We start from the raw sequence: 23,931 nt of genomic DNA, 5'->3' as shown, positions 1-23,931 counted from the left end.
ATCCTGCTGAAATTAACGCCTGGTGAGGTGTAAACGTGCTAAAGGATTTTTTTTACAAGAAAAAAAAGTACGCCACAATTCCTTCTGAAAGGGCAAAAAAGGAAATTCCCGAAGGAATCGCTAATAAATGCCCTAAGTGCGGTGCGATTCAATTCAGCACGGAGCTGGAAAAGAACCTGAAGGTCTGCGCTTCCTGCGGTTATCATTTTATCTTAAACGGTATGGAACGGATACAGATGACCCTGGATGACGGACGTCTGTTTGAATTTGACAGTGATATGATTTCGGCCGATCCTCTTGAATTCCCGGGGTATCCCGAGAAGGTCGGAAAGATGATCGAGAAGACGGGCAGCAAGGATGCGGTCATTACCGGAGAAGGAACGATCGGGGGCTATCCCGTCGTTATTTGTGTGATGAGCTTTGATTTTTTCAGCGGAACGCTTGGCAGTGTGGTTGGAGAGAAGATCACCCGGGCGATCGAAGCGGCCATGCAGAAGAAGTACCCGTTGATTATTTTTTCCACTTCTGGAGGGGCCCGCATGCAGGAGAGCATATTGGCTCTTATGCAAATGGCCAAAACCAGTGCCGCTCTAAGCAAGTTTCACGAGCAAGGCGGTCTTTATATCTCCGTACTTACAGAACCGACCTTGGGCGGGGTAAGCGCCAGCTTTGCCATGCTCGGCGATTATGTGTTGGCCGAACCGGGAGCCATTATCGGTTTTGCCGGAAGAAGGGTCATTGAACAGACGATTCGGCAGAAGCTTCCAGACAATTTCCAGACGGCTGAGTTCAATCTGCAGCACGGTCAGTTGGATAAAGTAGTTCATCGGAAAGAATTGAGGACGGTTTTGACGCAAATTTTGGACATGCACACGGTGAAGGAGGTGTCTTCCGATGGCAGGTGATTTGCCGTTTGAGCAGCCTCTGGCGGAATTGCGTGCGAAAATTGAAGAGCTGCGCAGGTTTGGCAGCGACAAGAATATCGATTTCACCGAAGAAATTATGCGGCTGGAAGAAAGATATGCGCGGCTGGAGGAAGAAATCTACACCGAAATTTCCGTGCAGCAGAAGCTGCAAATTGCCCGTTTTCCCATGCGGCCAACCACCCTGGATTACATACAGAACGTATTTACCGATTTTCTGGAGCTGCATGGGGACCGTTTGTACCGGGATGATTTGGCCATCGTCGGAGGACTGGCGAAGCTTAACGGTGTGCCGGTTACAGTGGTCGGCCATCAGAAAGGCAAGGACACCAAGGATAACATCGCCCGTAATTTCGGCATGCCCCATCCCGAAGGCTTTCGCAAGGCGCTTCGCCTGATGCAGCAGGCCGACAAGTTCAAGCGGCCGATTATAACCTTCATTGATACGAGCGGGGCTTATCCCGGAGGAGCGGCGGAAGAACGGGGACAAGCTGAAGCCATTGCGCGGAATCTGAGAGAAATGGCATCTTTCAAGGTGCCTATTATTTGTGTGGTCATCGGAGAAGGCGGCAGCGGGGGAGCATTGGCACTGGGCGTCGGTAACCGTGTGCTGATGCTTGAGCATGCCATCTATTCGGTCATTTCGCCGGAAGGTGCCGCTTCCATTCTGTTTAAAGACAGCACCAAGGCGCTGCAGGCAGCGGAAACGATGAAAATTACGGCCCAGGATATTTTGAAACTTGGAGTAATCGATGAAATCATCCCCGAGCCCAAGGGGGGAGCGCATCGCAATCTGGAGGAGCAATCCAGGAACATCAAAGAAATGCTTTGGAAACATCTCGAGGAGCTTGTCGCATTATCCGCGGACGAGCTACGGGAGGACCGCTATCGCAAATTCCGCTCGATAGGAGAAGTAGCCTTGTATCAGAATGGCTGACCGGAAATCATGGGAAGCGCCTATAAACACCATATTGCTATCTTTTATAGTCATCCTTGGCGGCAGTATTTAACTGCGGAGGATTGTTGAACTTACAGGAGGAACAGAACTATGCGTAAAGCTAAAATTGTATGTACGATCGGACCGGCCAGCGAAGCACCGGAAATGCTTGGCAAATTGATGCAGGCGGGAATGAATGTGGCCCGTCTTAATTTCTCTCATGGGGATTTCGAGGAGCATGGGGCGAGAATTCGCAATATCCGCGAAGTGTCAAAGCGGTTGAACAAGAACGTTGCGCTGCTTCTTGATACGAAAGGGCCGGAGATTCGGATCGGCAAGCTTGCGGAAGAACCGATTGAACTCGTGCAGAATGAGCGTATAGTGCTTACTACCGAGGAAATTCTGGGGGATAAGCATCGCATCTCCGTAACGTACAAGGATCTGCCTTCCGATGTTTCCATCGGCTCCACCATTCTGATTGACGATGGGTTGGTCGGGCTGGAAGTAGTGGGGATCCGCGGCACCGAGATCGAGTGCGTCATTGTTAACGGCGGACAAATCAAGAGCAAGAAGGGCGTCAATGTACCGGGAGTGAGTACGTCCCTACCGGGAATTACCGAGAAGGATGCCAACGATATTGTGTTCGGGATCGAGCAGGGGGTAGATTTCATCGCAGCTTCTTTCGTTCGTAAAGCAAGTGACGTGATGGAAATTCGCGAGCTGCTGGAGAAGCATAATGCCAGCCATATTCAAATCATATCCAAGATTGAGAATAGGGAAGGCGTAGAGAATCTGGATGAAATTCTGGAGGTATCGGACGGTCTGATGGTCGCCCGTGGGGACCTTGGGGTGGAAATCCCGGCCGAAGAAGTGCCGCTGGTCCAGAAGATGATGATCCGAAAATGTAACGAGGCAGGCAAGCCGGTTATTACCGCTACGCAAATGCTGGATTCGATGCAGCGGAATCCGCGCCCTACACGTGCAGAGGCGAACGATGTCGCCAATGCCATTCTGGATGGATCGGATGCGGTTATGCTGTCCGGAGAGACGGCCGCGGGCAAATATCCGGTGGAATCGGTAGAGACCATGGCACGGATAGCCGAAAAAGCGGAAACGGCCTTAAATCACAAAGAAATTCTCGAGAGACAGCGTAAAGCCCAACAAGTCACGGTTACGGAATCTATCAGTCAAGCGGTGGCCAATTCTGCGCTGGATCTGCAAGCCAAAGCGATTATTACACCGACGGAAAGCGGTTATACAGCCAGAATGGTTGCCAAGTACCGTCCGAAGTCGCCGATCGTAGCCTATACTCCTTCAGAGCAAACTATGCGTAAGCTGTCTCTGGTATGGGGGGTTATTCCGGTTCTGGGGCATAAGGCTAAAACGACCGACGAAATGATCGAATTCGGAATTGAAGGCGGTATGAAGGAAGGTCTTTTCCGGCTTGGTGATCTGGTGATTATTACTGCAGGCTTGCCGGTTGGACAGTCCGGAACGACCAATCTTATTAAGGTTCATCATGTCGGACAGCTGATTGCCAAAGGCCAGGGTTTGGGAACGCAATGCTCCACCGGCCAAATCGTAACCGCCCGCACTCCTGAAGAAGCGAATGCCAAGATGACGGAAGGCTCTATTCTGGTTGCCGTATCGACCGATAAGGAATACATGCCTGCGATTGAGAAGGCGGCCGCGGTGATTACGGAGACCGGGGGAATTACTTCACATGCCGCTGTTGTCTGCCTGAGCTTGGGCATCCCGGTTATTGTAGGAGTCGAGAATGCGTTTGAAGTGCTGCATGACGGATTGGAAGCAACCGTTTATGCCGAGATGGGCTTCATTTACTCCGGCAAGGCCAACGTCATATAGGTCGATGGAAACACGCCTGGGAAAGGGCGTGTTTTTGCCGTGCTTCGTGGTGGGATTGACTTCGTTATAAGAAGACATGCACTTTTGATTGTCTTTTCTTATAGTGTAAATGAGTCTGGAGATGGGGCTTAACATGAAGTTCGGTTACCCGTGACTCAAACCGGCTGTCGTATGCTGCGTATAAACCTGCTTGAGCGTTACAATTCCTACAGGAGGTGGTCCAATGAATCGATGGCACGTTCATTCCATCCGTGTCCGGTATGAGGAAACGGATCAAATGGGGGTTGTCTATCATGCAAACTATTTGACATGGTTTGAAATCGGCCGAACGGAAATGATAAGAGAGACGGGTTTTACATACCGTGAGTTGGAAGCCAACCGTCTTCTGCTTCCGCTCGTTGAAGCTTCCATGAAGTTCAAGCAGCCCGCAAGATATGACGATGAAGTGGCGATTTATACACGTATGGCGGATGTGACCCCCATCTCTATTGTATTCGAGTCGCAAGTCCGCAGAGCAGAGGGGGGTGAAGCGGAGAGTGGGAGGCAGGCGGATGTCGATGACCAGCCAGAAGGAGAGCTGTTGGTCAGCGGCATGACCAAGCATATTTGGGTCAATCCGGAATGGAAGCCGGTCCGGCTTGACCGGCAATTTCCCGAGCTATATGAACGGCTGCCTGTAAATCGGTAGAAAGGAAGATGCGGATGCTCAGATGGATAATCGTTCTGCTGATAGTCGTTCCCGCTTTGGAAATTTGGGGAATTCTTTCGGTCGGAAGATGGATTGGCGGCTGGCAAACGTTTCTTTTGATCGTCCTGACCGGACTGATCGGAGCTTATCTGGCCAAGAGAGAAGGGCGTAAGGTGTGGGAATACGCACAGCACCAAATGTCTCTCGGCTACAGTCCGACAGCTTCGATACTCGATGGCATTATCATTTTTGTCGGAGGAGTTTTTCTTCTTGCCCCCGGTTTTATAACGGATATCATTGGCTTGATCCTTCTGCTTCCATTTACTCGCCCGGTTGTCAAGCGCTGGCTCTATTATTGGCTGGAGAAGCAAATCCGGAATGGAAAATTCACCTTTATCATCCGCAGGTAAATGGAAGAATTAGAGCCGGTAAGATGATAATAAGATTTCAAGCTTTTTATACTCGAAATCAAAAAAGACTTTAATTGGTATCTGACTTGTATTAAAATTTGTTTATGGTACCGATAATGAACTTTTATAGCCCCACTGTTCACTTCTTCGACAAAATCCTTTATGATAAAAGGAGTTAGAGAAGTACAACACTTGTGAAATAAAATATTTATTGCAAACAAAGGAGAGAGATAGGGATGACGGCGACAAAAGGCCTGGAAGGAATCGTCGCAACTACTTCCTCAATAAGCTCAATTATTGATGGTGTGCTGACCTACCGCGGGATCAATATCGACGATTTGGCGGAGAAGGCAACCTTTGAAGAAGTTGTCTATTTGCTTTGGTACGGGAAGCTTCCGAACCAAGCGGAGCTGGATCAGCTACATAGGGATTTGAGTGCTAACAGCAGCGTCCCGAGCGAAGTGATTGAGCAAATCAAGCTGTACCCGAAAAACACGAACTCCATGGCTGCTCTAAGGTCCGCCGTGTCGAGCCTTGCGCTCTATGACAACGAGGCTAACGACATGAGTAAAGAAGCGAATGTACGCAAAGCGATTCGCTTGCAGGCACAGCTGCCTACTCTGATTGCCGCATTCGCAAGAATCCGGGAAGGCCAGGAGCCGATCGCCCCGAAATCCGGTGCCTCCATTGCAGAGAATTTCTTGTATATGCTGACTGGCGAACAGCCTGATCCAATAGCGGTAAATGCCCTGGATAAAGCCCTTGTTCTCCATGCAGATCACGAGTTGAACGCATCGACATTCGCTGCCCGCGTAACGGTAGCCACTCTGTCCGATATTTATTCCGGGGTGACCTCGGCAATCGGCGCATTGAAGGGACCTCTTCACGGGGGGGCCAACGAGGCGGTTATGGCTATGCTTGAAGAAGTGGGCTCGATCGACAATGTCGAGAGCTATGTTAACCGCAAGCTGGAGAATAAAGAGAAGCTGATGGGATTTGGTCACAGGGTCTACAAGAATGGAGATCCCCGTGCCAAGCATCTGATGAAAATGTCCAAGGAACTGGGCAAAATTACGAACAATATGAAGTGGTACGATATGTCGGTCAAGATGGAAGAAATGGTTACCCGTTTGAAGGGACTCAAGCCGAATGTCGATTTCTATTCCGCTTCTGTTTATACTTCACTCGGCATTCCGAGAGATCTGTTTACGCCGATTTTTGCCATTAGCCGGACATCGGGCTGGACAGCTCATATTCTGGAACAATACGATAACAATCGTCTGATTCGTCCTCGTGCGGAATATACAGGCCCGGTGGGCACGCCGTACGTACCGATCGAGCAGCGTTAATAATTTACAGAGTGCAATCTGCGCTCCAGACCTTACGGGCCGTGCGAATCGTACCGAAACGCCTTCCCGTTTATCCGTACGTTCTCGACCGGTTTACTCTGCTAATACATTAAAGAGGAGGAAATAAAATCATGGCTCAATTCGAACAATTTTCCCTGCCGACCGAAGGCGAGAAGATTACTATTAAAGACAGCGTACTTCAGGTACCTAACAACCCGATCATTCCTTTTATCGAAGGAGATGGCACGGGACGCGATATTTGGCGGGCTTCCAAGCGTGTTCTGGACGCCGCTGTAGAGAAAGCTTACAAAGGCGAGAAGAAGATCGCATGGTATGAAGTATATGCAGGGGAGAAAGCATTCAACAAGTTCAATTCCTGGCTCCCTAACGATACTTTGACGGCTATCCGTGAATATATCGTTGCTATCAAAGGTCCTCTGACTACTCCGATCGGCGGCGGTATTCGTTCTTTGAACGTGGCGCTTCGTCAGGAGCTGGATTTGTATGTTTGCCTTCGTCCGGTACGTTATTTCAATGGAGTTCCTTCTCCGGTTAAACGCCCTGATCTTGTTGATATGGTTATTTTCCGGGAGAATACGGAAGATATTTATGCCGGAATCGAGTATAAGGAAGGCACACCGGAAGTTAAGAAAGTGATCGAGTTTCTGCAGAAAGAAATGGGAGTTAACAAAATCCGTTTCCCGGAAACGTCCGGTATCGGAATCAAGCCCGTTTCCAAGGAAGGATCTTCCCGCCTGATCCGTGCGGCGATTGAGTATGCTCTGCAGCATGGACGCAAGAGCGTTACTTTGGTGCACAAAGGCAACATCATGAAGTTTACAGAAGGAGCCTTCAAGAACTGGGGCTACGAGCTGGCGGAGCAAGAGTTCGGTGATAAGGTGTTCACTTGGGCCGAGTATGATCGCATCAAGGAAGAGAAAGGCACCGACGCTGCTAACGAAGCTCAGAAAGCGGCAGAAGCTGCCGGCAAGATCATCGTGAAGGACGCTATTGCCGATATTGCTCTGCAGCAGGTGCTGACCCGTCCGACCGATTTCGATGTCATCGCTACTCTTAATTTGAACGGGGACTATCTGTCTGACGCTTTGGCTGCACAAGTTGGAGGAATCGGAATTGCACCGGGAGCGAATATTAACTATGTAACCGGACATGCTATTTTCGAAGCCACCCATGGTACGGCGCCTAAGTATGCGGATAAAGACGTAGTTAATCCGGGATCGGTTATTCTGTCCGGAGTTATGATGCTGGAGCATCTTGGCTGGCAAGAAGCGGCTAACCTGATTTACAAAGGTATGGAGACCGCTATTAATAACAAAACGGTTACCTATGACTTTGCCCGCCTGATGGAAGGCGCGACTGAAGTGAAATGCTCCGAGTTCGCGGATGAAATTATCAAGCATCTTGGATAAGTTAGACGCAGTTAATCTTTTAGAGCCCGTTTCTTAAGAAACGGGTTCCCCAATTTATGAAATCTCCACATAAATCTCTGAGTGAAAGGATCTGTTATCCATGGCTATCCGTCGCAAAAAGCTGTCTGTTATCGGTGCCGGTTTCACTGGAGCTACTACTGCATTAATGCTTGCCCAGAAAGAATTGGGCGACGTCGTACTTCTCGATATTCCCCAACTGGAGAATCCGACCAAAGGAAAGGCGCTGGACATGTTGGAAGCAAGCCCGGTACAAGGATTCGACAGCAACATTATCGGTACTTCCAATTATGAAGACACCGCTAATTCCGACATTGTCATCATTACAGCAGGTATTGCCCGCAAGCCCGGCATGAGCCGTGATGATTTGGTCAATACCAATGCCGGAATTATGAAATCGGTTTGTGAGAATGTTAAAAAATACAGTCCGGAATCGATCGTCATCATTCTAAGCAACCCGGTGGATGCTATGACTTATGTGGCCTATCAGACATTGGGCTTTCCGAAGAACCGCGTGATCGGTCAATCCGGAGTTCTGGATACCGCCCGCTACTGCACGTTCATTGCACAGGAGCTTAATGTATCGGTTGAGGACGTTCGCGGATTCGTATTGGGAGGACACGGTGACGATATGGTTCCGCTGGTCCGTTATTCCAATGTTGGCGGAATTCCGATTGAGAAGCTGATTCCCGCGGACCGGATCGAAGCGATCGTCCAACGGACCCGTACCGGCGGCGGAGAAATCGTTAACCTGCTCGGCAACGGCAGCGCCTACTACGCACCGGCTGCATCCCTTGTTCAGATGACGGAAGCCATCGTTAAGGACAAGAAACGCATCCTGCCGGCGATTGCCCTCCTTGAGGGGGAATACGGCTATGACAATCTGTTCATGGGCGTTCCGACGATTCTGGGTGGAGACGGAATCGAGAAAGTGTTCGAGCTTGAATTGACTGCCGAAGAGAAAGCGGCGCTTGACAAATCCGCTGATTCGGTACGCAATGTAATTAAAGTCGTGGAAGGCAACTGATGATTCAAGCTGTTCCGGTATGGCTCACTGCTCCGGGGCAGCTTTTTTCCATTAAGCTTCATCCGGCCACAATTTCCTATACCCTCGTATAGCACGAACCTTTGGCTATATTGTGTCCGGCAAGTAAAAAATGTGCAGTCCGCCCTTGGGACAAGTTGTAAGCCTGACAGGCATTTAGTATACTGATAGAGTACATAACTCAAACATTCAATAGGAGGGCTTTCATGGTCAGTTTTATTTTATTTCTGCACCTGTTAGGCTCCATTGGGATGGGGTTTTATCTGCTCTTTCCTTTTCTTCTGATGAAAAAAGGGGAGGAAGGTTTGGCTCAGACGGTTGGCAATTATAATACGGCAAACCGGGTAGGGCAGATATTGCTGCTCGTCCAGTTTTTGACCGGAGGATACATGATTTCCCAAGCCAGTTATTCTACGGCCTGGATGATCGTCGTTATTCTGCTCGTCGTCGTTATCGGCGGTCTAACCGGCATGTTGGGCAAGAAGTTGAAGTCGGCTCGGGAGGCTCTCAGCTCCGGCAAGGCTGCGGCCGAAGCGGGAATGGGAGAGGTGCAAACATTTTCCTGGCTGATTGCCCTGAGCTTCCTTGTCATGATCATCCTGATGAGTTACCCATTCTAAGGAAAGAAAAACGCTGGAGAGCCAGTCCTATTCGGACAGCTCGTCCAGCGTTTTTTCGAAGCTGGGTGCCAAATACTCAAGGAAATACCGGACCTCCGGCAGATCAAGCTCTATCATAGACTGCTCAATCTGTTTCTTGGCAACGGCGAACTCCCGGTTTCCCGTAGACAGCTCCGTCACACATTTGATATATGCATCCAACAGGTCAGCCGCCTTGACGATGACCCGCAGTTCTTCATCCTGTCCGCCTTCCAGCAAAGGACGGTAAGCATCCTTCAACTGAGGGGGCATCATGGACAGCAGCTTCTTGGAAGCGTGCCGCTCGATCTCGCGGAAGCTGGACAAGATGTCCTCGTTCTGATGCTTGACTGGTGTCGGGATATCGCCGGTGAACACCTCAGCCGCGTCATGGAACAGTGCCATTGATACGGCCTTGTCCACCGGCAAGCTTCGCCCGTAAACCTCGTTGGCAATCGTACAGAGCACATGGGTCAGCATCGCCACATGAAAGGAATGCTCCGCCACGTTCTCGCTTACGACATTGCGCATCAGACTCCATCGTTTAATATATCTTAGCCGGTACATATACGCGAAAAAATGGGAGTCCATAAGCCCCTCCTTTCCCCAACCCTTCCAACTTGATTATCCGCCAGACGTTCCCGCACATCATGACTCAAACAATAGCTTCTCGATATCGCTCCACCTGGCATAGGCTTTGCCCTCGATAACCTGAACGGGCTGTCCGATCGTTAAGCTGTTATTCTGGTGAAGAACGGTACGGCTCCCGGGACGAAGCTTCCATTCTCTGCCTTCATAACGAATAACGATCAGCCCCTCGCTATCCTCAGCTACTTCACCGCCCCAGTTCTCTACCATTTCCCTGAGCGGAATACGGTCATAGTTATGATGAACTGCCTGAATCTGGTTCTGAATCGATTTGTGCAGCTTGGCCGGCGAAATGTACGGGCCTCCCGCATTAATTCTTGGAATCGCGAGCCTGTCGGTCTGCCGTGTAGCCATTCCGGGTGCGATCGTGAATGCATACTCAATTCCCGCTGAGTGCAGCGCCTCAGCCGCATCCCGATCATAGATTCCGAAAGGATAAGCCAAGGAATCGATTGGCGATGGGTTAACCTGCTCCAGTACCGATCGGCAGGTTCTGGTGTCGGTCATTATCCGCTGCCGGTAATCCTCTTCGCTCTCCCGCTTGCCGCTATCCAGATCCAGTCTTGCTGTTAACAGCGCCTGGCCATCCACTTTGTCATGCAAGGCATGAGTATGACACTGCACCTCAATCCTGCCGGGGGCTGCGGCGATCATTTCCGCAATTTGCTGTTGAGACATTGCCGGAATATAGCTCGCTTGCGGATTTAACGTGTCCTTCGTAATGGCGAAATTAACCGCAGGAATATTCAATTGGGATAATACAGGATAAGCATTGCTGTAGAAGCTCTCATATCCATCGTCAAAGGTGACCAGCACGGCGTTGTCGGGGACGGGGCCGCCGGCTAAGTACTGTTTGAATTGATCGAGTGTAATAAATTGGTAGCCCTGTTGCTGTAAATAGGTCAATTGCCTCTGAAAAAGATCAACCGTGATCGTGCCGGAGCTTTGTATGGTGTCATCGACGTGATGATACATGATGACAGCGACTTGTTCGCGGTACATAGTATTCGGCTGATAGGCCGAAAGGGAGGAGACCAATAAGGTCAAGCCGATAATCGTTACAAACAAGCTGCGCACAAAGAATTTAATCATTTCCATTCTCCTTACTTTGGCAGATACCTTATCAGTATATCAATTTAATTATCAACATACTATATTGTCATAAACATTTGCTATGCCAAAAGCAAGTCAATAATATTTTATCGAATGATAAGCATTTAGATTGATTCATTATTGATGAATAATAAAAACTATACCTATTAAAAGGTTCGGTATTAAAGATTAAATTTAGTAAAGATACATTGATTAATTCCTGTGAACGATGTTTAATGCACTTCAGGCAGCAAATTAGCGCTACTATGGAAAGGAAGAGTGAGTTGGGATAATGGAAACCTACCGATTGGGTTTTGATAAGCGCAGGTATATTTATTACGAGGAAGTGAGGGGATGTAGCAAAGTTTGACGGAAATCTGAGGAAAAGGAGCGATTTGGTTGTGCATAGCTTGACTGCGGTGATGAGTAAAATTTGCATTCAGAATTACTGTAGGGAGTACTGAAAGTCTTTATGAGCAAGCGCCACATTTCGCTTTTGATCGTGTGAAACTTGTGAGAGTCAATAATATCATTTAAAGGTGGTTTTAATCTCAGGCCATCTAAATTGATAAATTTTCGCCGATCTCCTTATACGCCTACGCTCTGGGATCGACGACAATGAATATTTTGGAAACTAACCGTTGGATCTAGATGATGTTTTTTGCATGGTTAAGATTCTATAACAATAGCAGGAATTATTATATTATCGATATTTATGGACAGTGCCAAAAGCTATCGCATGGTGGCAATGGACATTCAGAGAAAAATCCCATACAGTAATCATCGCTATTCGGTGAGACGGTAGATAAATTAAAAACTAATGCAGTAATAACAAATAACCCAGCTAATTTTTTCATTCTTTTCACCTCCCATTTCCAAAATATTACATTTTATTATATCAAACATTCGATATATGTCAAGGTCAGATGATGCCGAGGAACACTATTACGCTGTTTTCAGATGGAATACGACTTAACTGTTTTTCTATAGAGTTTATAGATAGAACTGACTCTCTCCTATTATTTCTAATTTTTAAATAAATTTGGGTAAGCAGGAAATCAAATTGGATTGACTAGATTTTTGAAAATAGGCCAAATTCGCACTTGTCAACTTTGAAATCCAACTAGACAAATGGGACGTTTCCAAAGGCATTGCAAACTAAAGCTGATCGATTCGACAGGAGTAAGATTGCTCTCATCCTTTCTAACTGGGCCTATTAGGAATTACTGAATTTCTTCTAATGAGGAAAATCCGTGAGAAAGAATGATCATTCGACTCTCCCGTAATATGATATAATTATAAGCGTGTGTTCTATCGTGAAGTTTCATTGCAAAACAGGAGAGGAGTCTTAATCACATGCGGCATTTTCAAGAGAGCGTGTACCGACTAATCGTAGAAACGTCAACTAACTTGCCGGGGGATGTCCGTCAAGCGATTCGCAAGGCCCGCGAGCTGGAGGATAAAGGGACCCGGGCGGCCTTGTCTCTGTCTACCATTGCCAATAATATTGAAATGGCGGAGTACAATGTTTCCCCTATTTGTCAGGATACGGGGATGCCTACTTTTATTATCCACGTTCCGGTCGGAGCCAATCAGATAGTAATGAAGCAGCAAATTTATGAAGCCGTGAAGCGGGCGACTCAGGACAGCAAGCTGCGTCCGAATTCCGTTGATTCGCTGACCGGAGCGAACAGCGGCGATAATCTCGGGCCGGGAACGCCGGTCATTCATTTCGAGCAATGGGAAAGAGACGATATCGAGATGAAGCTGATCTTGAAGGGCGGCGGCTGCGAGAATAAAAATATTCAATACAGCCTTCCTGCTGAGCTGGAAGGTGTCGGCAAAGCCGGGCGCGATCTGGACGGTATTCGCAAATGTATTATGCATGCCGTTTATCAGGCGCAAGGACAGGGCTGCAGCGCGGGCTTTATCGGCGTGGGCATCGGCGGCGACCGCACGACCGGCTATGAGCTGGCCAAGCAGCAGCTGTTCCGCAGGGTGGATGATGTGAATCCGGTCGAGGAGCTGCGCCAATTAGAAGAGTACGTGATGGAGAATGCGAACAAGCTCGGCATCGGGACGATGGGCTTCGGCGGCGAAGTGACACTGCTCGGATGCAAAATTGGAGTGATGAACCGGCTGCCGGCCAGCTTCTTCGTTTCCGTAGCCTACAACTGCTGGGCTTATCGCCGTCAAGGGGTTATTCTGGATGCCTCTACGGGCGAGATCAAAGAATGGCAATACTCGGCCGGTGAGAAGGTGGATGTGACCTTGGGCGAAGCGGAAAGCGCCGCAGCGGATCAAGGCGGGGAGCGCCGTCAGGTCGTTCTTCAGACGCCCATCACCGAGGAACAAATTCGCGAGCTGCGGGTAGGCGACGTCGTTGTCATTAACGGTCTGATCCATACCGGCCGCGATGCTTTGCACAAGTATCTGATGGATCATGATTCGCCTGTCGATTTGAACGGATCCGTTATTTACCATTGCGGACCGGTTATGCAGAAGGATGAGAACGGCGAGTGGCATGTGAAGGCTGCCGGACCGACAACGAGTATTCGGGAAGAGCCTTATCAAGGGGATATTCTGAAGAAATTCGGAATCCGCGCCGTAATCGGCAAAGGCGGAATGGGGCCGAAGACGCTTAAGGCTCTGCAGGAGCATGGAGCCGTCTACCTCAATGCCATCGGCGGGGCGGCGCAATATTACGCACAATGTCTGAAGAAGGTGGAAGGCGTAGACTTCATGGAGTTCGGTATTCCGGAAGCGATGTGGCACCTGCAGACGGAAGGCTTCGCTGCCATTGTTACGATGGATTCTCATGGAAACAGCCTGCATGCCGACGTGGAGAAAGATTCTCTCGAGAAGCTTGCTCAGTTCAAGGAGCCGGTTTTCAAATAAATGATATTCGAATCTTATTATATTTAAAAAAGGTGGTCGGGCAGAGCGTTCTGTCCGACTTTTTTTCGGATTCTATTTACAGTTGCGGGACACCCGACTTTATTTCTTTACAATTTCTCAACAATCGGATTTGTCGGGTTCGGTGGATTTTCGCGGCAGCTCGGGTTACGATAAAGCTATCTAGTCATGGACAGCCATCTTGCGCGGAGGAACGAAGAGATGAATAAATTCAGAACCCGATTGACGGTTATTTTTATCATTATGATTGGCTTGTCGGTAACGGCAGCGGGAATTCTGGCTGCCAAGCTGCAGGAAAACACCTATATTCAAGCCCAGCGTGAAAATATGGAGAGAGAGCTGCATCTCATCGTGTCGACCTTTGATTGGGTGGCTTCGGGGACGGATGAGGAATTGATACGGCTATACAACGAGCGGATCAGCCAGCTCAAGCAGTCGGCGGATGCCCGGATTACGGTCATTCGGGCGGACGGCCGGGTGTTGGGGGACTCGGATCACGATCCCTTGACCATGGATAACCATCTGGACCGGGAAGAGGTGCAGGAGGCGATCCGATCCGGCTCGGGACATTCTATCCGCTACAGCGATACTTTAGGCCATAATATGCTGTACGTGGTCATTGCGAGCGATGCTTCGGATCAGCCTTTCGGGTATATCCGGATGGCCAGAGATTTGAGCGTTGTCGAATCCTCCCTGCGCAAGCTATGGTTATTCTTGGGCGGCGGTCTGGCCGTATTGTTTCTATTGGCAGGTGTGATCTCCTATCGATTGGCTCATAATATGACCAGACCTTTGGAGAAGATTATCAGGGTAGCGCAGCAAATCTCGCACCGTGATGCCCGATCCCGGGTAACCGTCACCCGCAATGACGAGATTGGAATGCTGGGCCGCGCCATCAACACGATGGCGGACAGTCTGCAGAGGCAGGTTCACCGGATTCAAGAGAATGAAAGCCGCCTGAAGAGCGTTCTGGACAACATGCCGAGCGGGGTGATGATGGCCGATCTAAGCGGCAAAATCGTGCTGTTGAACCGTGCGGTGGAGGATATTCTCGGATTCGCGGCGGAAGAGCTGCGAGGCACGGTATATACCGAAGCCAAGCTGCCGTTCGAGCTGAAGCAGATGATCCGGGAATGCTTGGAAACTCATGACCCGATTCATGATGAAATGATCGTCTATTTTCCAGAGGAGCGGATTTTGGAGGCGAATATCAGTCCGATGGCGCGGAACGACGAAGAATGGTCCGGAATTCTCATCGTGCTGCATAACATGACTGCGGTCCGCAGGCTGGAACGGATGCGGAGCGAATTTGTCGCCAACGTTTCCCATGAATTGAAAACACCGGTCGCCGCGGTCAAAGGCTTTGCCGAAACACTGCTGGCGGGAGCCATGGATGATAAAGAGACGGCCAAGTCGTTCCTGCAGATTATCTATGATGAGAGCGAACGCCTTAACCGGTTGATCGGCGATATTCTCGAATTGTCCAAAATCGAGTCACGACGGATTCCGCTGCAGTTCTCTCCCATTGAGATGGAGCATTTTGTGGAGCAGACTGTTCATGTCGTCAGTGCGGAAGCGGACAAAAGGGGGATTCGCCTCGAATCCTCGGTTCCGCCGAACTTGTTCCTGGAGGCGGATGAAGACAGGCTGAGACAGATCATGATCAATCTTCTGTCTAACGGGATTAATTACACCCCGGAAGGGGGAAGGGTCAGAATAGACGTCGAGCCCGTTGAACAGGAAGAGGGTCCCGAAAGCTATGAACGGGTAAGAATAACGATAAGCGATACCGGAATCGGCATTCCGAAAAAAGACCTTCCCCGCATCTTCGAACGCTTCTACCGGGTAGATAAGGCCCGTTCGAGAAGCTCGGGAGGTACCGGGTTGGGGCTGTCCATTGTCAAGCATTTGGTCGAGCTTCATAAGGGGACGATTTCCGTAGAAAGCGATGCGGGACTTGGCTCCCGGTTTACTATCGAGCTGCCGGTTATTCATGATTCCTGAACCCGGCTTAACAAAACAATGCCGTTCAAGCTATAATGGAATCAGTTGGACGTTTGACGAATGGGGGATGGGTTCTGGAATGACTCATAAAATATTAATCATAGAAGATGAACCCACGCTGGCCAGACTGCTGTCCTACAATCTGTCGCAGGAAGGCTATGAGGTTCAATTGGCGGACCACGGCAGTGAAGGGTTGAGGACAGCGCTGCACGGTTTGCATGATTTGATCGTCCTCGATATTATGCTGCCGGGGATGAACGGCTTCGAAATTTTGTCCAGGCTTCGCCAGCACGGAATTCGTACGCCGATCATCATATTGACCGCCCGCAACGCGGAAGAAGAGGTTGTTCAGGGCCTGAAGTATGGCGCGGACGATTACATTACGAAGCCTTTCGGAGTCGCGGAGCTATTGGCCAGGGTGTCAGCTGTGCTGCGGAGGACCGGGAATGAGGGCTCCGGCGTCAGCCAGGAAAATAACGGGGAGAAGATAATCCGCGTGGGAGAGTTGGCCATCTACCCGGAGAAATATGAGGTGGTCCTGCACGGGGAGCCTATCACCCTTCGTCCGAAGGAATTCGAAGTGCTGCTGTATTTGGTGCAGAGGCCGGGGGTCGTCATTACCCGCGATGATCTGATGAATGCCGTATGGGGCTTCGATTACATCGGAGGACAGCGAACGGTTGACGTCCATGTCAGCTCCTTGCGCAAGAAGCTTGAGATGAATCAGCAATCGGTACAGATTGAATCCATTCGCGGTGTCGGCTATAAATTAGTCGCCCGAAAAGAGAAGACCCACTGAGTATTTCCACACAAAGTACTGACGAACTTCTCCAAGAAGCGAGGCCGATAATAATAGCATAAGTACACTTAATTTACCACGTTATTGGAGAAATGTTCCATTTTTAAACTCCGAATCCGTTGGAGTGCGGACGGAATAAGCTGCGAAGGCATACGTCACTGTATGGGCTTATGTTATGCCCGCAATGGGATGGATCTATTAAGAGATGCAGGCAAGATCATGGTTGAAGGTATTTTTAAATAGAGGAGGCCGTGATGATGCGTAAATTGCGATGGGGTGTACTGGGAACCGGTAAGATTATTTCCAAGGCGGGAGTGGCCATTCACAAGGCCGCGAATAGCGAATGGTTAGGCATAGCCGGACGCCATGCTGAAACGGGGCGGGAGGCCGCGGAGAAATACGGGCTCGAACACCGGTACAACAGCTACCGGGAATTGATCGAAGATCCGGACATTGATGCGGTCTATATTGCTTTATTAAATCATCTACATAAAGAATGGGCGATTGATGCGCTGCAAGCGGGGAAGCACGTGCTGCTGGAGAAGCCGTTCACGCTAAATGCACGGGAAGCGAAGGAAGTCGCCGACACCGCCAAAGCTAACGGAGTGCAGATTATGGAAGCGCATTCTTGGCGATTTCAGGAAGCATATCATGGTGTCAAAGCTTTGCTTGAAGAAGGAGTTATCGGCGATCTCGGAATGATGTGCAGCCATTTCTCATTTATGGCTCCGTCGGACAGCACCCGTTGGGTGCGCGAATGGGGCGGAGGCGCTTTGTATGACATAGGCTGCTATCCGATAGCTTGGAGCCGCTTTCTGATGGGGGCAGAGCCGGAAGCGGTTGAATGTCATATGGTCATGTCTTCTACCGGAGTGGATACCCGTTTTATCGGCACCTTGTATTATCCCGACGGGAGAGTCGCCCATTGCAGCGCTGCCTTCGATATGGCCAACGGCTCCGGCTTCGAGCTGTATGGAACGAGGGGAAGACTATCGTTGAATTCCCGCGTTCAACCGGAGAGCGTCACTCTGACAGCGGAGTATTCCGGTATGGAACGCCAGTGGACTTCGGACAGGATTCAGCCTTATGTCCATCAGGTCCAAGGCTTTGCCGATGCCATATTGAACGGCCGTCCCGTTCCTTATTCCGTCGAGGACGCCATCCAGCAAATGACGATTATGGATGCATTATTTCGTGCCAATGAGGAGCGGACCCGCATTTACCTTAACGATACCGCTAAATGATGTCGGCTTAACAGGAAGCGGCGCGGCGCGTTAATCGATTTGGGAGCACATGCACTTGATACGACACTATAAACTCAAAATAATAAACCGGCCCTGCCGTCAGGCTAAGGCCGGTTTTTCTGCAGTTACTTATTCTTTAGGTTTAAAATGCGGCCCCCAGAGAAACAAGATGATAATAGAAATGACAATCACCAGAGGAGGCGCGATCATGATTAGAAAGAAGTCCATCCCAATCATCCTTTCTTCGAGGTTTTTCCTTGCACATATTTGCTGTCGAACAGAAACAACCGCATGATCAGGAACAACGAAGGAATCAGCAGAACCAATCCGGCAATGAAGGCGACAATCAAGGCAATGGCCATCGTTTCGTTAGTAAATCCGTCGTAAATCGTAATGTACGGATACAACAGGTAAGGCAAGTGGGCCGCCCCGTATCCGAAGAAAGCGAAGGCGTATTGCAGGATGACAAAGATAAATGCCGTTCCATACCTGCGCCCTTTCCACAGAAAGAAGAAAACGACGAGAAAACAAAGGAACGATAGGACGAACATCCACGACAGATCGACCATTCTGTTAAAATGCTCCGGATTGTGTTGGCTGATAAAGAAGAAAACGAACAGGCTGGCAAGTATCGTCGGCATGCTCCAGGCAAGGGCATATTTACGCAGGATGCCGAGAGCGGCATCATCCTTCGCTCTGGAAGCATAATAGGTCAGGAATGTTGCCGAGATATACAAGACGCTGACGATGGCCAGCATCACGACGGCCCATGAATAAGGGCTCAGGAACAGCTTGTTGTACAGGAAAGTAATTTTTCCGTCGACTACGGAGATATAGCCTCCCTCGGAGATCGTCAGCACGGTCGAAAGCGAGGCCGGGATAAGAAGCCCCGTAGCGCCATAGAGAAAGGCGTAAATCCGGCTGTTCCTGGCTCCGTAGGTGCCGAAGGCGTAATAAGATCCGCGAATGGCCAGCAGAATAATCGCGATGCTTCCCGGAAGCAGCAGAGCCGTTCCGAAATAATAAGCCGTGTCCGGGAAAAAACCGATAATGCCAACGAAGAAAAAGACGAGAAACACATTGGTGACTTCCCATACGGGAGATAAATAGCGTTCAATAACCCCTTGGATAATATGCCTCTTGCCCGTAATCATACTGGAATAGCTGAAGAAGCCGGCCCCGAAATCGATGGAAGCCACGATCAGATATCCGAACAAAAAAATCCACAAAACGGTTATCCCTACAACTTCGTAGCTCATTGAAGATAACCTCCTTCTGCCGCGCCCTCCTCCAGCTCTTTCTCAGCCGGGTGGTTGCGGAACAGCTTTCTCAGCACCTTAATGCAGGTTATAGCCAGTACAAGATACAATAAGCTGAACAATATAAGCATAGTTCCTACGTGCTCGGATGTCGTAGCTCCTTCCACCGTTTTCATATATCCTCGCAAGATCCAGGGCTGACGTCCGACTTCCGCGAAGATCCAGCCGAATTCGATAGCCAGGATGGCTAACGGGCCGCTGGCCACGATGAGCCTCAGCAAGGTACGGCGATGCGGGTTCCACGATTTTTTGTACTGCAGAACCATATAAACGCAGGAGATCAAGGCGAGGAAGACGCCGATCATAACCATTCCGTCGAACAAATAGTGAATATAGAGCGGCGGGCGCTCGTCTTCCGGAAAATCGTTCAAGCCGATCACTTCGGTGTTCGGCATGCCATGAGCCAGTATGCTGAGAGCATAAGGAATCTCAATGGCGTATTTGACCTGATTATCTTCCGTGAGAATACCCCCTAATATGAGGGGAGCCTTTTCGATAGTTTCAAAATGCCATTCGGCCGCAGCGAGCTTCTCCGGCTGGTATTTGGCGAGAAATTTACCTGAGAAATCACCGATCACCGCCGTCGAAATGGAGAAAATAAACGCCGCTGTCATCGTCAGATTTAATGCTTTTTTATAGTAGACGTGATCCCGTTTCTTCAACAGGGAGAAAGCCGCTATCGCAGCGAGAATAAAAGCGCTGGTCATATAGGCGGACGACAGGACATGGGAGACCTTAGTCGGTGTGGCCGGATTGAACATGGCCGCCAACGGCTGAATGTCCACAAGCTTGTTGTCTTGAAGCGTAAACCCTTGCGGTGTATTCATGAACGAATTGACGGTCGTGATAAAGAAAGCCGAAGCAGAAGAACCGATGACAACCGGAATGACGAGCAGGAAATGAGTGAAGCGGGATTTGAACCTGTCCCATGTATACAGATAAATTCCTAAGAAAATCGCTTCAAAGAAGAAAGCAAATGTCTCCATGAACAACGGCAAAGAAATAACCTGGCCGGCAACCTGCATGAAGCTCGGCCACAGCAAGCTCAGTTGCAGCCCGATAGCTGTTCCGGTTACAACGCCGATCGCTACCGTAATGACAAATCCCCGGGCCCAGCGTCTGGCAAGTAAAATATAATGGGGGTCCTTGCGGCGGATGCCCGTCCACTCGGCAAGAGCGATCATGAGAGGCACCCCGACGCCGACCGTTGCGAATATAATATGGAAACCGAGTGTTAAAGCCGTAAGAATTCTGCTGTATAAAGCCGGATCATTTGCAAACATGGCGTGAACTCCTTTCTCCCGTCAGGGTCAGAATAATCTTCTCAATAAGGCCAGCAGCATAACGGAAGCGGTGATGATGCACAGTACGATCAGCTTTTTTTCCTGTTTTTTATAATGGTTCATTCGGCTTCTTCCTTTCCATTAGCCAGAATTAATCCTCTTATCTATATATTAAGCTGAAAAGTGTGATCTTTTTCACATATATTGTGAGGAGTTCATGTCAACTTGTTTACAAACTGATGAATATTGCATGGCAGCTTGGTGACACAGGTATTCGGAAGCAGATTGGCAAGTGTCATTGATGCCGGGGAATGTCTTCACTGGAGACGGGTACTTGTCCATAGGCGCAACAGAAATAGTCGGTCGGTTCCACCAGATGTACGGGAACAAGGAAAAGCAAAGAAGCCGGGGGAAACCTTTGGCTTCTTTGCTTTTGTCAGTGCATGCGAAGATTGCAGGCCGTTTATTGACACTCGATTTATAAACGCTTATTCCGAACGTTTTTTGTCGGATTCGTAAATTGTAGGGGTGCCGAAAGGCTGGAACGATGAAATTTCTTCCTCGCCCAATCCAAAGGCCGTTTTACCGGATTTGGATTCCGCATGGGCGCCAAGTCCGTAGGGCATAACGTTTGGCAGTCCTGCGGCCTGCATGTTAGCCTCGTACGGCATGAAATTGGGCAATCCTGCGGCCTGCATGTTAGCCTCGTACGGCATGAAATGGGGCAGTCCTGCGGCCTGCACGTTAGCCTCGTACGGCATGAAATGGGGCAGTCCTGCGGCCTGCACGTTAGCCGAGTGCGGCATCACATTGGGAAGCCCGGCGGCCTGCACGTTAGCCGAGTACGGCATCACATTGGGAAGCCCGGCGGCCTGCATGTTAGCCGAGTAAGGCTTCACATTGGATTGGCCGGCAGCCTGCATGTTAGCGGAGAACGGCATCACATTGGGCTGACCAGTAGCCTGCATGTTAGCGGAGAACGGCATGACATTGGGCTGACCTGCGGCCTGCATATTAGCGGAGAACGGCATGACATTGGGCTGACCTGCGGCCTGCATATTAGCGGAGAACGGCATGACATTGGGCTGACCTGCGGCCTGCATGTTAGCGGAGAACGGCATCACATTGTGATGGCCGAAATCATCCGGCTCTTGACCATACGGCATTATGGTAGGGGTGTATCCAGGCGCACCATATGTTTCATAGGGCATCGAATAAGGATGGAAGCCTCCCTCTTCGGCAAGGCCATGAAGTCCGGGATAACCCGGGGATTTGGACTTCCCGCCGGTTTGCAGCGGACCGATATTCGGCGCCGCCTGATAAGGCATCACCTGTGCAGGTGCGTTGGACATCGCCGAGTACGGTGCCGTTTGTTCCTTATATAATGTCTCGGTATGCATGCTGTGAAGTTTGGGGATGCCTACGACCTGACCGGCGCTTAAAGTCTGTGAACCTTTAAGATGAGGGTTCATCGTGCTAATGATTTGTGCCGGAACGTTGTAGGTTTCCGCCAGCCTTCCTAAGGTGTCTCCGTCCTCACACATATGCTGAGTGTAGAAGCTTTCATTCCTCTCATCGTCCTCACGGAAAAACGGGAAGAAGAACGGGGTCAGGAAGAAGAATGGAAAGAAGCGGCGCGGAAAAAAGAACGGACTGAAAAACGGGAAAAACTGTCTTTCGTCAAAACCTTGTGTCGTCGATGACTCAAATGAAGCACTCATGAATCGATCCTCCCAATCATTTCTGTTTGTTTTTTAAATATAGGCCATTATATGTGCGAATTCATGAACTGGTTCAATCGCCCGCCCATTTGGGCTTGCCAGAAGATTTTACATTCGCTTAACGAAACGATTGTTTTCCATTAACAAACCGTTGTTACGATGGAATTGTTAAGAACGAAGAGCATTTTTAAAAAGGGAGGACTCATGAATGTTTAAAAAGGTGACGAAAAAAGGTTTAAGCTTGGCTTTATCTGCCGTCCTGGCAGTAGGATTATTGGCCGGATGCGGCGGCAAAGAACCGGCGGGTAACGCGGGAGCGAATCCAAGCCCATCCCCGACGGCAACGGCACAAGCGAATGAGCCGGATAAAAATCCGGAAATCAGCGGCATGGTGACTTCCTCCGGATCAACGGCTCTCCTGCCCCTCGTTAAGCAAGCGGCGGAAGATTTTATGGCGAAGCATGAGAAGGTAACCATCAACGTGACCGGCGGAGGTTCCGGAACCGGAGTCAAGAATGTGGCGGACGGAACGTCGCATATCGGAAATTCGGACGTAGAGGCCGACGAGCAGTATAAAGATATTCTGATAGATCATATCGTAGCGATCGCTCCGTTCGCACTTATTGTTCATAAGGACGTAACGGTCGACAATTTGACGAAGCAGCAGGCGGCGGACATTTACATGGGGAAAATCACGAACTGGAAGGAAGTTGGCGGGGAGGACAAGCCAATCGTGCTCGTTCACCGTCAGGACAGCTCCGGTTCCCGTAAAATCATTCGCAAGCTGATTCTCGACGGGCAGGAATTTTCCAAAGAGGGAGTTACCCAGGATTCCAGCAAGACGGTCGTAGAAGCGGTTGCTTCGACCGAAGCGTCTATCGGCTATGTTGATACACCTTACTTGAACGATCAGGTCAAGGCTCTGAAAATCGACGGTGTCGCGTTTTCCAAAGAGACTATCAAGGACGGCACCTATAAGCTTTATGGAGAGGAGCACATGTATACGAAAGGACAGCCGGAAGGAGCCACGAAAGCCTTCCTGGATTATATCATGAGCGATGAATTCCAGAATGAAAAGGTGGAGAAGCTTGGATTTCTGCCGGCCAACCTGTTGAAATAATAGCGATCATTCCGAAACTTTCAGGCCAAACGGTTCTTCTTTTGTGAAGGATCGTTTGGCTGTTTTGATGAAGGAGCAATTCCTGTTATGGCAGCCTTTTTTAAAGTTCGGGGCTCCCCGCAAAGTACCGGAATACGCTTCGAAGGCCATGCGTCATTTTGTGGGATATTTTACAGGGCTCCCCGCAAAGTACCCGGAATAAGCTTCGAAGGCTGCGCGTCACTTTGTGGGGGATTATAGGGATACGTTGGAAGCTTTTTTTATATATTTCATAAAGATTGAAGGGCAGCGGCGAAACAAAGAGAGGGTTGGGGCTCATTTTTACAATGCGTTAACAAAAGCTTGATTCTCCTCTAACATAGTTCCCTTATGATGAAATTACTTGAAAAAAAGATTTGCCGGGACATCTGATCGAGATGTACGAAGGGGGATTATCATTTGGCTTACAAAATAGAGGACAAGTTGGAGGAGGTTAAGTCCG

At 49.6% G+C, this 23,931-nt stretch carries 21 protein-coding genes; 14 read left to right on the top strand and 7 right to left on the bottom strand.

Annotated features, from left to right (window positions below; genetic code table 11):
- Positions 1–35 precede the first annotated feature (35 nt).
- The 9 genes from accD to FS806_RS00725 all read left to right on the top strand — a co-directional run bounded on the left by accD (position 36) and on the right by FS806_RS00725 (position 9,286).
- Complete coding sequence (gene accD, locus FS806_RS00765; RefSeq protein WP_144932174.1) at positions 36–905, top strand: acetyl-CoA carboxylase, carboxyltransferase subunit beta; 870 nt, start codon at positions 36–38, stop codon at positions 903–905.
- Entirely contained in the window at positions 895–1,860 is a 966-nt protein-coding gene (locus FS806_RS00760; RefSeq protein WP_144932172.1) for an acetyl-CoA carboxylase carboxyltransferase subunit alpha, read from the top strand. Before accD ends, FS806_RS00760 begins: the two co-directional genes overlap by 11 nt.
- Before the next feature lie 111 nt (positions 1,861–1,971).
- Complete coding sequence (gene pyk, locus FS806_RS00755; protein ID WP_144932170.1) at positions 1,972–3,726, top strand: pyruvate kinase; 1,755 nt, start codon at positions 1,972–1,974, stop codon at positions 3,724–3,726.
- A 223-nt stretch (positions 3,727–3,949) separates the two neighbouring features.
- A complete protein-coding gene (locus FS806_RS00750) occupies positions 3,950–4,414 on the top strand; it encodes an acyl-CoA thioesterase (protein WP_144932168.1) in 465 nt (154 codons plus the stop codon).
- Between the two features lie 14 nt (positions 4,415–4,428).
- Positions 4,429–4,824: an FxsA family protein gene (locus FS806_RS00745; RefSeq protein WP_144932166.1), complete on the top strand. Its 396-nt coding sequence runs from the start codon at positions 4,429–4,431 to the stop codon at positions 4,822–4,824.
- A 236-nt stretch (positions 4,825–5,060) separates the two neighbouring features.
- Positions 5,061–6,173, top strand: coding sequence for a citrate synthase (gene citZ / locus FS806_RS00740; RefSeq protein ID WP_144932164.1), 1,113 nt, complete (start codon positions 5,061–5,063; stop codon positions 6,171–6,173).
- A 131-nt stretch (positions 6,174–6,304) separates the two neighbouring features.
- Positions 6,305–7,603: an NADP-dependent isocitrate dehydrogenase gene (icd, locus tag FS806_RS00735; RefSeq protein ID WP_144932162.1), complete on the top strand. Its 1,299-nt coding sequence runs from the start codon at positions 6,305–6,307 to the stop codon at positions 7,601–7,603.
- A gap of 100 nt (positions 7,604–7,703) precedes the next feature.
- A complete protein-coding gene (mdh, locus tag FS806_RS00730) occupies positions 7,704–8,648 on the top strand; it encodes a malate dehydrogenase (protein WP_144932160.1) in 945 nt (314 codons plus the stop codon).
- A 224-nt stretch (positions 8,649–8,872) separates the two neighbouring features.
- Positions 8,873–9,286, top strand: a complete 414-nt coding sequence (locus FS806_RS00725; protein WP_144932158.1) for a hypothetical protein — start codon at positions 8,873–8,875, stop codon at positions 9,284–9,286.
- Positions 9,287–9,313: 27 nt separating this feature from the next.
- Here FS806_RS00725 and yfbR read toward each other — a convergent pair whose 3' ends face one another.
- The 3 genes from yfbR to FS806_RS25570 form a co-directional block, all read right to left on the bottom strand.
- On the bottom strand, positions 9,314–9,895 hold the full coding sequence (yfbR, locus tag FS806_RS00720; RefSeq protein WP_144932156.1) for a 5'-deoxynucleotidase: 582 nt from the start codon (positions 9,893–9,895) through the stop codon (positions 9,314–9,316).
- A 57-nt stretch (positions 9,896–9,952) separates the two neighbouring features.
- Positions 9,953–11,044 (bottom strand): polysaccharide deacetylase family protein, encoded by a 1,092-nt coding sequence (locus tag FS806_RS00715; protein ID WP_144932154.1) that lies wholly within the window; start codon positions 11,042–11,044, stop codon positions 9,953–9,955.
- Between the two features lie 713 nt (positions 11,045–11,757).
- On the bottom strand, positions 11,758–11,901 hold the full coding sequence (locus FS806_RS25570) for a hypothetical protein (RefSeq protein ID WP_186328137.1): 144 nt from the start codon (positions 11,899–11,901) through the stop codon (positions 11,758–11,760).
- Between the two features lie 499 nt (positions 11,902–12,400).
- Here FS806_RS25570 and FS806_RS00710 point away from each other — a divergent pair, with 499 nt between their 5' ends.
- From FS806_RS00710 to FS806_RS00695, 4 genes are all read left to right on the top strand, one after another.
- Positions 12,401–13,942, top strand: coding sequence for a fumarate hydratase (locus FS806_RS00710; RefSeq protein WP_144932152.1), 1,542 nt, complete (start codon positions 12,401–12,403; stop codon positions 13,940–13,942).
- A gap of 219 nt (positions 13,943–14,161) precedes the next feature.
- Entirely contained in the window at positions 14,162–15,964 is a 1,803-nt protein-coding gene (gene pnpS / locus FS806_RS00705) for a two-component system histidine kinase PnpS (protein WP_144932150.1), read from the top strand.
- 79 nt (positions 15,965–16,043) lie between these two features.
- Positions 16,044–16,763: a response regulator transcription factor gene (locus FS806_RS00700; protein ID WP_144932148.1), complete on the top strand. Its 720-nt coding sequence runs from the start codon at positions 16,044–16,046 to the stop codon at positions 16,761–16,763.
- Between the two features lie 254 nt (positions 16,764–17,017).
- Positions 17,018–18,007 carry a Gfo/Idh/MocA family protein gene (locus FS806_RS00695; RefSeq protein WP_260981922.1) on the top strand — a complete coding sequence of 330 codons (990 nt, stop codon included), beginning with the start codon at positions 17,018–17,020 and terminating at the stop codon, positions 18,005–18,007.
- A gap of 129 nt (positions 18,008–18,136) precedes the next feature.
- Here the strand turns inward: FS806_RS00695 and cydS are convergent, their stop codons facing one another.
- The 4 genes from cydS to FS806_RS00680 form a co-directional block, all read right to left on the bottom strand.
- Positions 18,137–18,235 (bottom strand): cytochrome bd oxidase small subunit CydS family protein, encoded by a 99-nt coding sequence (cydS, locus tag FS806_RS27050; RefSeq protein ID WP_379288667.1) that lies wholly within the window; start codon positions 18,233–18,235, stop codon positions 18,137–18,139.
- Between the two features lie 5 nt (positions 18,236–18,240).
- A complete protein-coding gene (locus FS806_RS00690; RefSeq protein WP_144932146.1) occupies positions 18,241–19,266 on the bottom strand; it encodes a cytochrome d ubiquinol oxidase subunit II in 1,026 nt (341 codons plus the stop codon).
- Positions 19,263–20,609, bottom strand: a complete 1,347-nt coding sequence (locus FS806_RS00685) for a cytochrome ubiquinol oxidase subunit I (protein ID WP_144932144.1) — start codon at positions 20,607–20,609, stop codon at positions 19,263–19,265. Before FS806_RS00685 ends, FS806_RS00690 begins: the two co-directional genes overlap by 4 nt.
- A gap of 488 nt (positions 20,610–21,097) precedes the next feature.
- Positions 21,098–22,330: a LysM peptidoglycan-binding domain-containing protein gene (locus tag FS806_RS00680; protein WP_144932142.1), complete on the bottom strand. Its 1,233-nt coding sequence runs from the start codon at positions 22,328–22,330 to the stop codon at positions 21,098–21,100.
- 208 nt (positions 22,331–22,538) lie between these two features.
- Here FS806_RS00680 and FS806_RS00675 point away from each other — a divergent pair, with 208 nt between their 5' ends.
- Positions 22,539–23,450 carry a phosphate ABC transporter substrate-binding protein gene (locus tag FS806_RS00675; protein ID WP_144932140.1) on the top strand — a complete coding sequence of 304 codons (912 nt, stop codon included), beginning with the start codon at positions 22,539–22,541 and terminating at the stop codon, positions 23,448–23,450.
- Positions 23,451–23,931 lie beyond the last annotated feature (481 nt).

It is taken from the genome of Paenibacillus sp. 32O-W (assembly GCF_007679495.1).
In the GTDB taxonomy this organism is placed as follows: Bacteria; Bacillota; Bacilli; order Paenibacillales; family NBRC-103111; genus Paenibacillus_L; species Paenibacillus_L residui.
Note: the sequence above shows the minus strand (reverse complement) of the source record. Positions and strands in the feature narration are given on the sequence as shown.

What these genes read in the sequence shown, in the direction of transcription:
- FS806_RS00675 (WP_144932140.1), top strand. Translation starts at nt 22,539, where the DNA reads ATGTTTAAAAAGGTGACGAAAAAAGGTTTAAGCTTGGCTTTATCTGCC.
- FS806_RS00680 (WP_144932142.1), bottom strand. Translation starts at nt 22,330, where the DNA reads ATGAGTGCTTCATTTGAGTCATCGACGACACAAGGTTTTGACGAAAGA.
- FS806_RS00725 (WP_144932158.1), top strand. Translation starts at nt 8,873, where the DNA reads ATGGTCAGTTTTATTTTATTTCTGCACCTGTTAGGCTCCATTGGGATG.
- FS806_RS00685 (WP_144932144.1), bottom strand. Translation starts at nt 20,609, where the DNA reads ATGTTTGCAAATGATCCGGCTTTATACAGCAGAATTCTTACGGCTTTA.
- FS806_RS00695 (WP_260981922.1), top strand. Translation starts at nt 17,018, where the DNA reads ATGATGCGTAAATTGCGATGGGGTGTACTGGGAACCGGTAAGATTATT.
- FS806_RS25570 (WP_186328137.1), bottom strand. Translation starts at nt 11,901, where the DNA reads ATGAAAAAATTAGCTGGGTTATTTGTTATTACTGCATTAGTTTTTAAT.
- FS806_RS00700 (WP_144932148.1), top strand. Translation starts at nt 16,044, where the DNA reads ATGACTCATAAAATATTAATCATAGAAGATGAACCCACGCTGGCCAGA.
- FS806_RS00750 (WP_144932168.1), top strand. Translation starts at nt 3,950, where the DNA reads ATGAATCGATGGCACGTTCATTCCATCCGTGTCCGGTATGAGGAAACG.
- citZ (WP_144932164.1), top strand. Translation starts at nt 5,061, where the DNA reads ATGACGGCGACAAAAGGCCTGGAAGGAATCGTCGCAACTACTTCCTCA.
- mdh (WP_144932160.1), top strand. Translation starts at nt 7,704, where the DNA reads ATGGCTATCCGTCGCAAAAAGCTGTCTGTTATCGGTGCCGGTTTCACT.
- yfbR (WP_144932156.1), bottom strand. Translation starts at nt 9,895, where the DNA reads ATGGACTCCCATTTTTTCGCGTATATGTACCGGCTAAGATATATTAAA.
- FS806_RS00710 (WP_144932152.1), top strand. Translation starts at nt 12,401, where the DNA reads ATGCGGCATTTTCAAGAGAGCGTGTACCGACTAATCGTAGAAACGTCA.
- cydS (WP_379288667.1), bottom strand. Translation starts at nt 18,235, where the DNA reads ATGGACTTCTTTCTAATCATGATCGCGCCTCCTCTGGTGATTGTCATT.
- pyk (WP_144932170.1), top strand. Translation starts at nt 1,972, where the DNA reads ATGCGTAAAGCTAAAATTGTATGTACGATCGGACCGGCCAGCGAAGCA.
- icd (WP_144932162.1), top strand. Translation starts at nt 6,305, where the DNA reads ATGGCTCAATTCGAACAATTTTCCCTGCCGACCGAAGGCGAGAAGATT.
- pnpS (WP_144932150.1), top strand. Translation starts at nt 14,162, where the DNA reads ATGAATAAATTCAGAACCCGATTGACGGTTATTTTTATCATTATGATT.
- FS806_RS00745 (WP_144932166.1), top strand. Translation starts at nt 4,429, where the DNA reads ATGCTCAGATGGATAATCGTTCTGCTGATAGTCGTTCCCGCTTTGGAA.
- FS806_RS00760 (WP_144932172.1), top strand. Translation starts at nt 895, where the DNA reads ATGGCAGGTGATTTGCCGTTTGAGCAGCCTCTGGCGGAATTGCGTGCG.
- FS806_RS00690 (WP_144932146.1), bottom strand. Translation starts at nt 19,266, where the DNA reads ATGAGCTACGAAGTTGTAGGGATAACCGTTTTGTGGATTTTTTTGTTC.
- FS806_RS00715 (WP_144932154.1), bottom strand. Translation starts at nt 11,044, where the DNA reads ATGATTAAATTCTTTGTGCGCAGCTTGTTTGTAACGATTATCGGCTTG.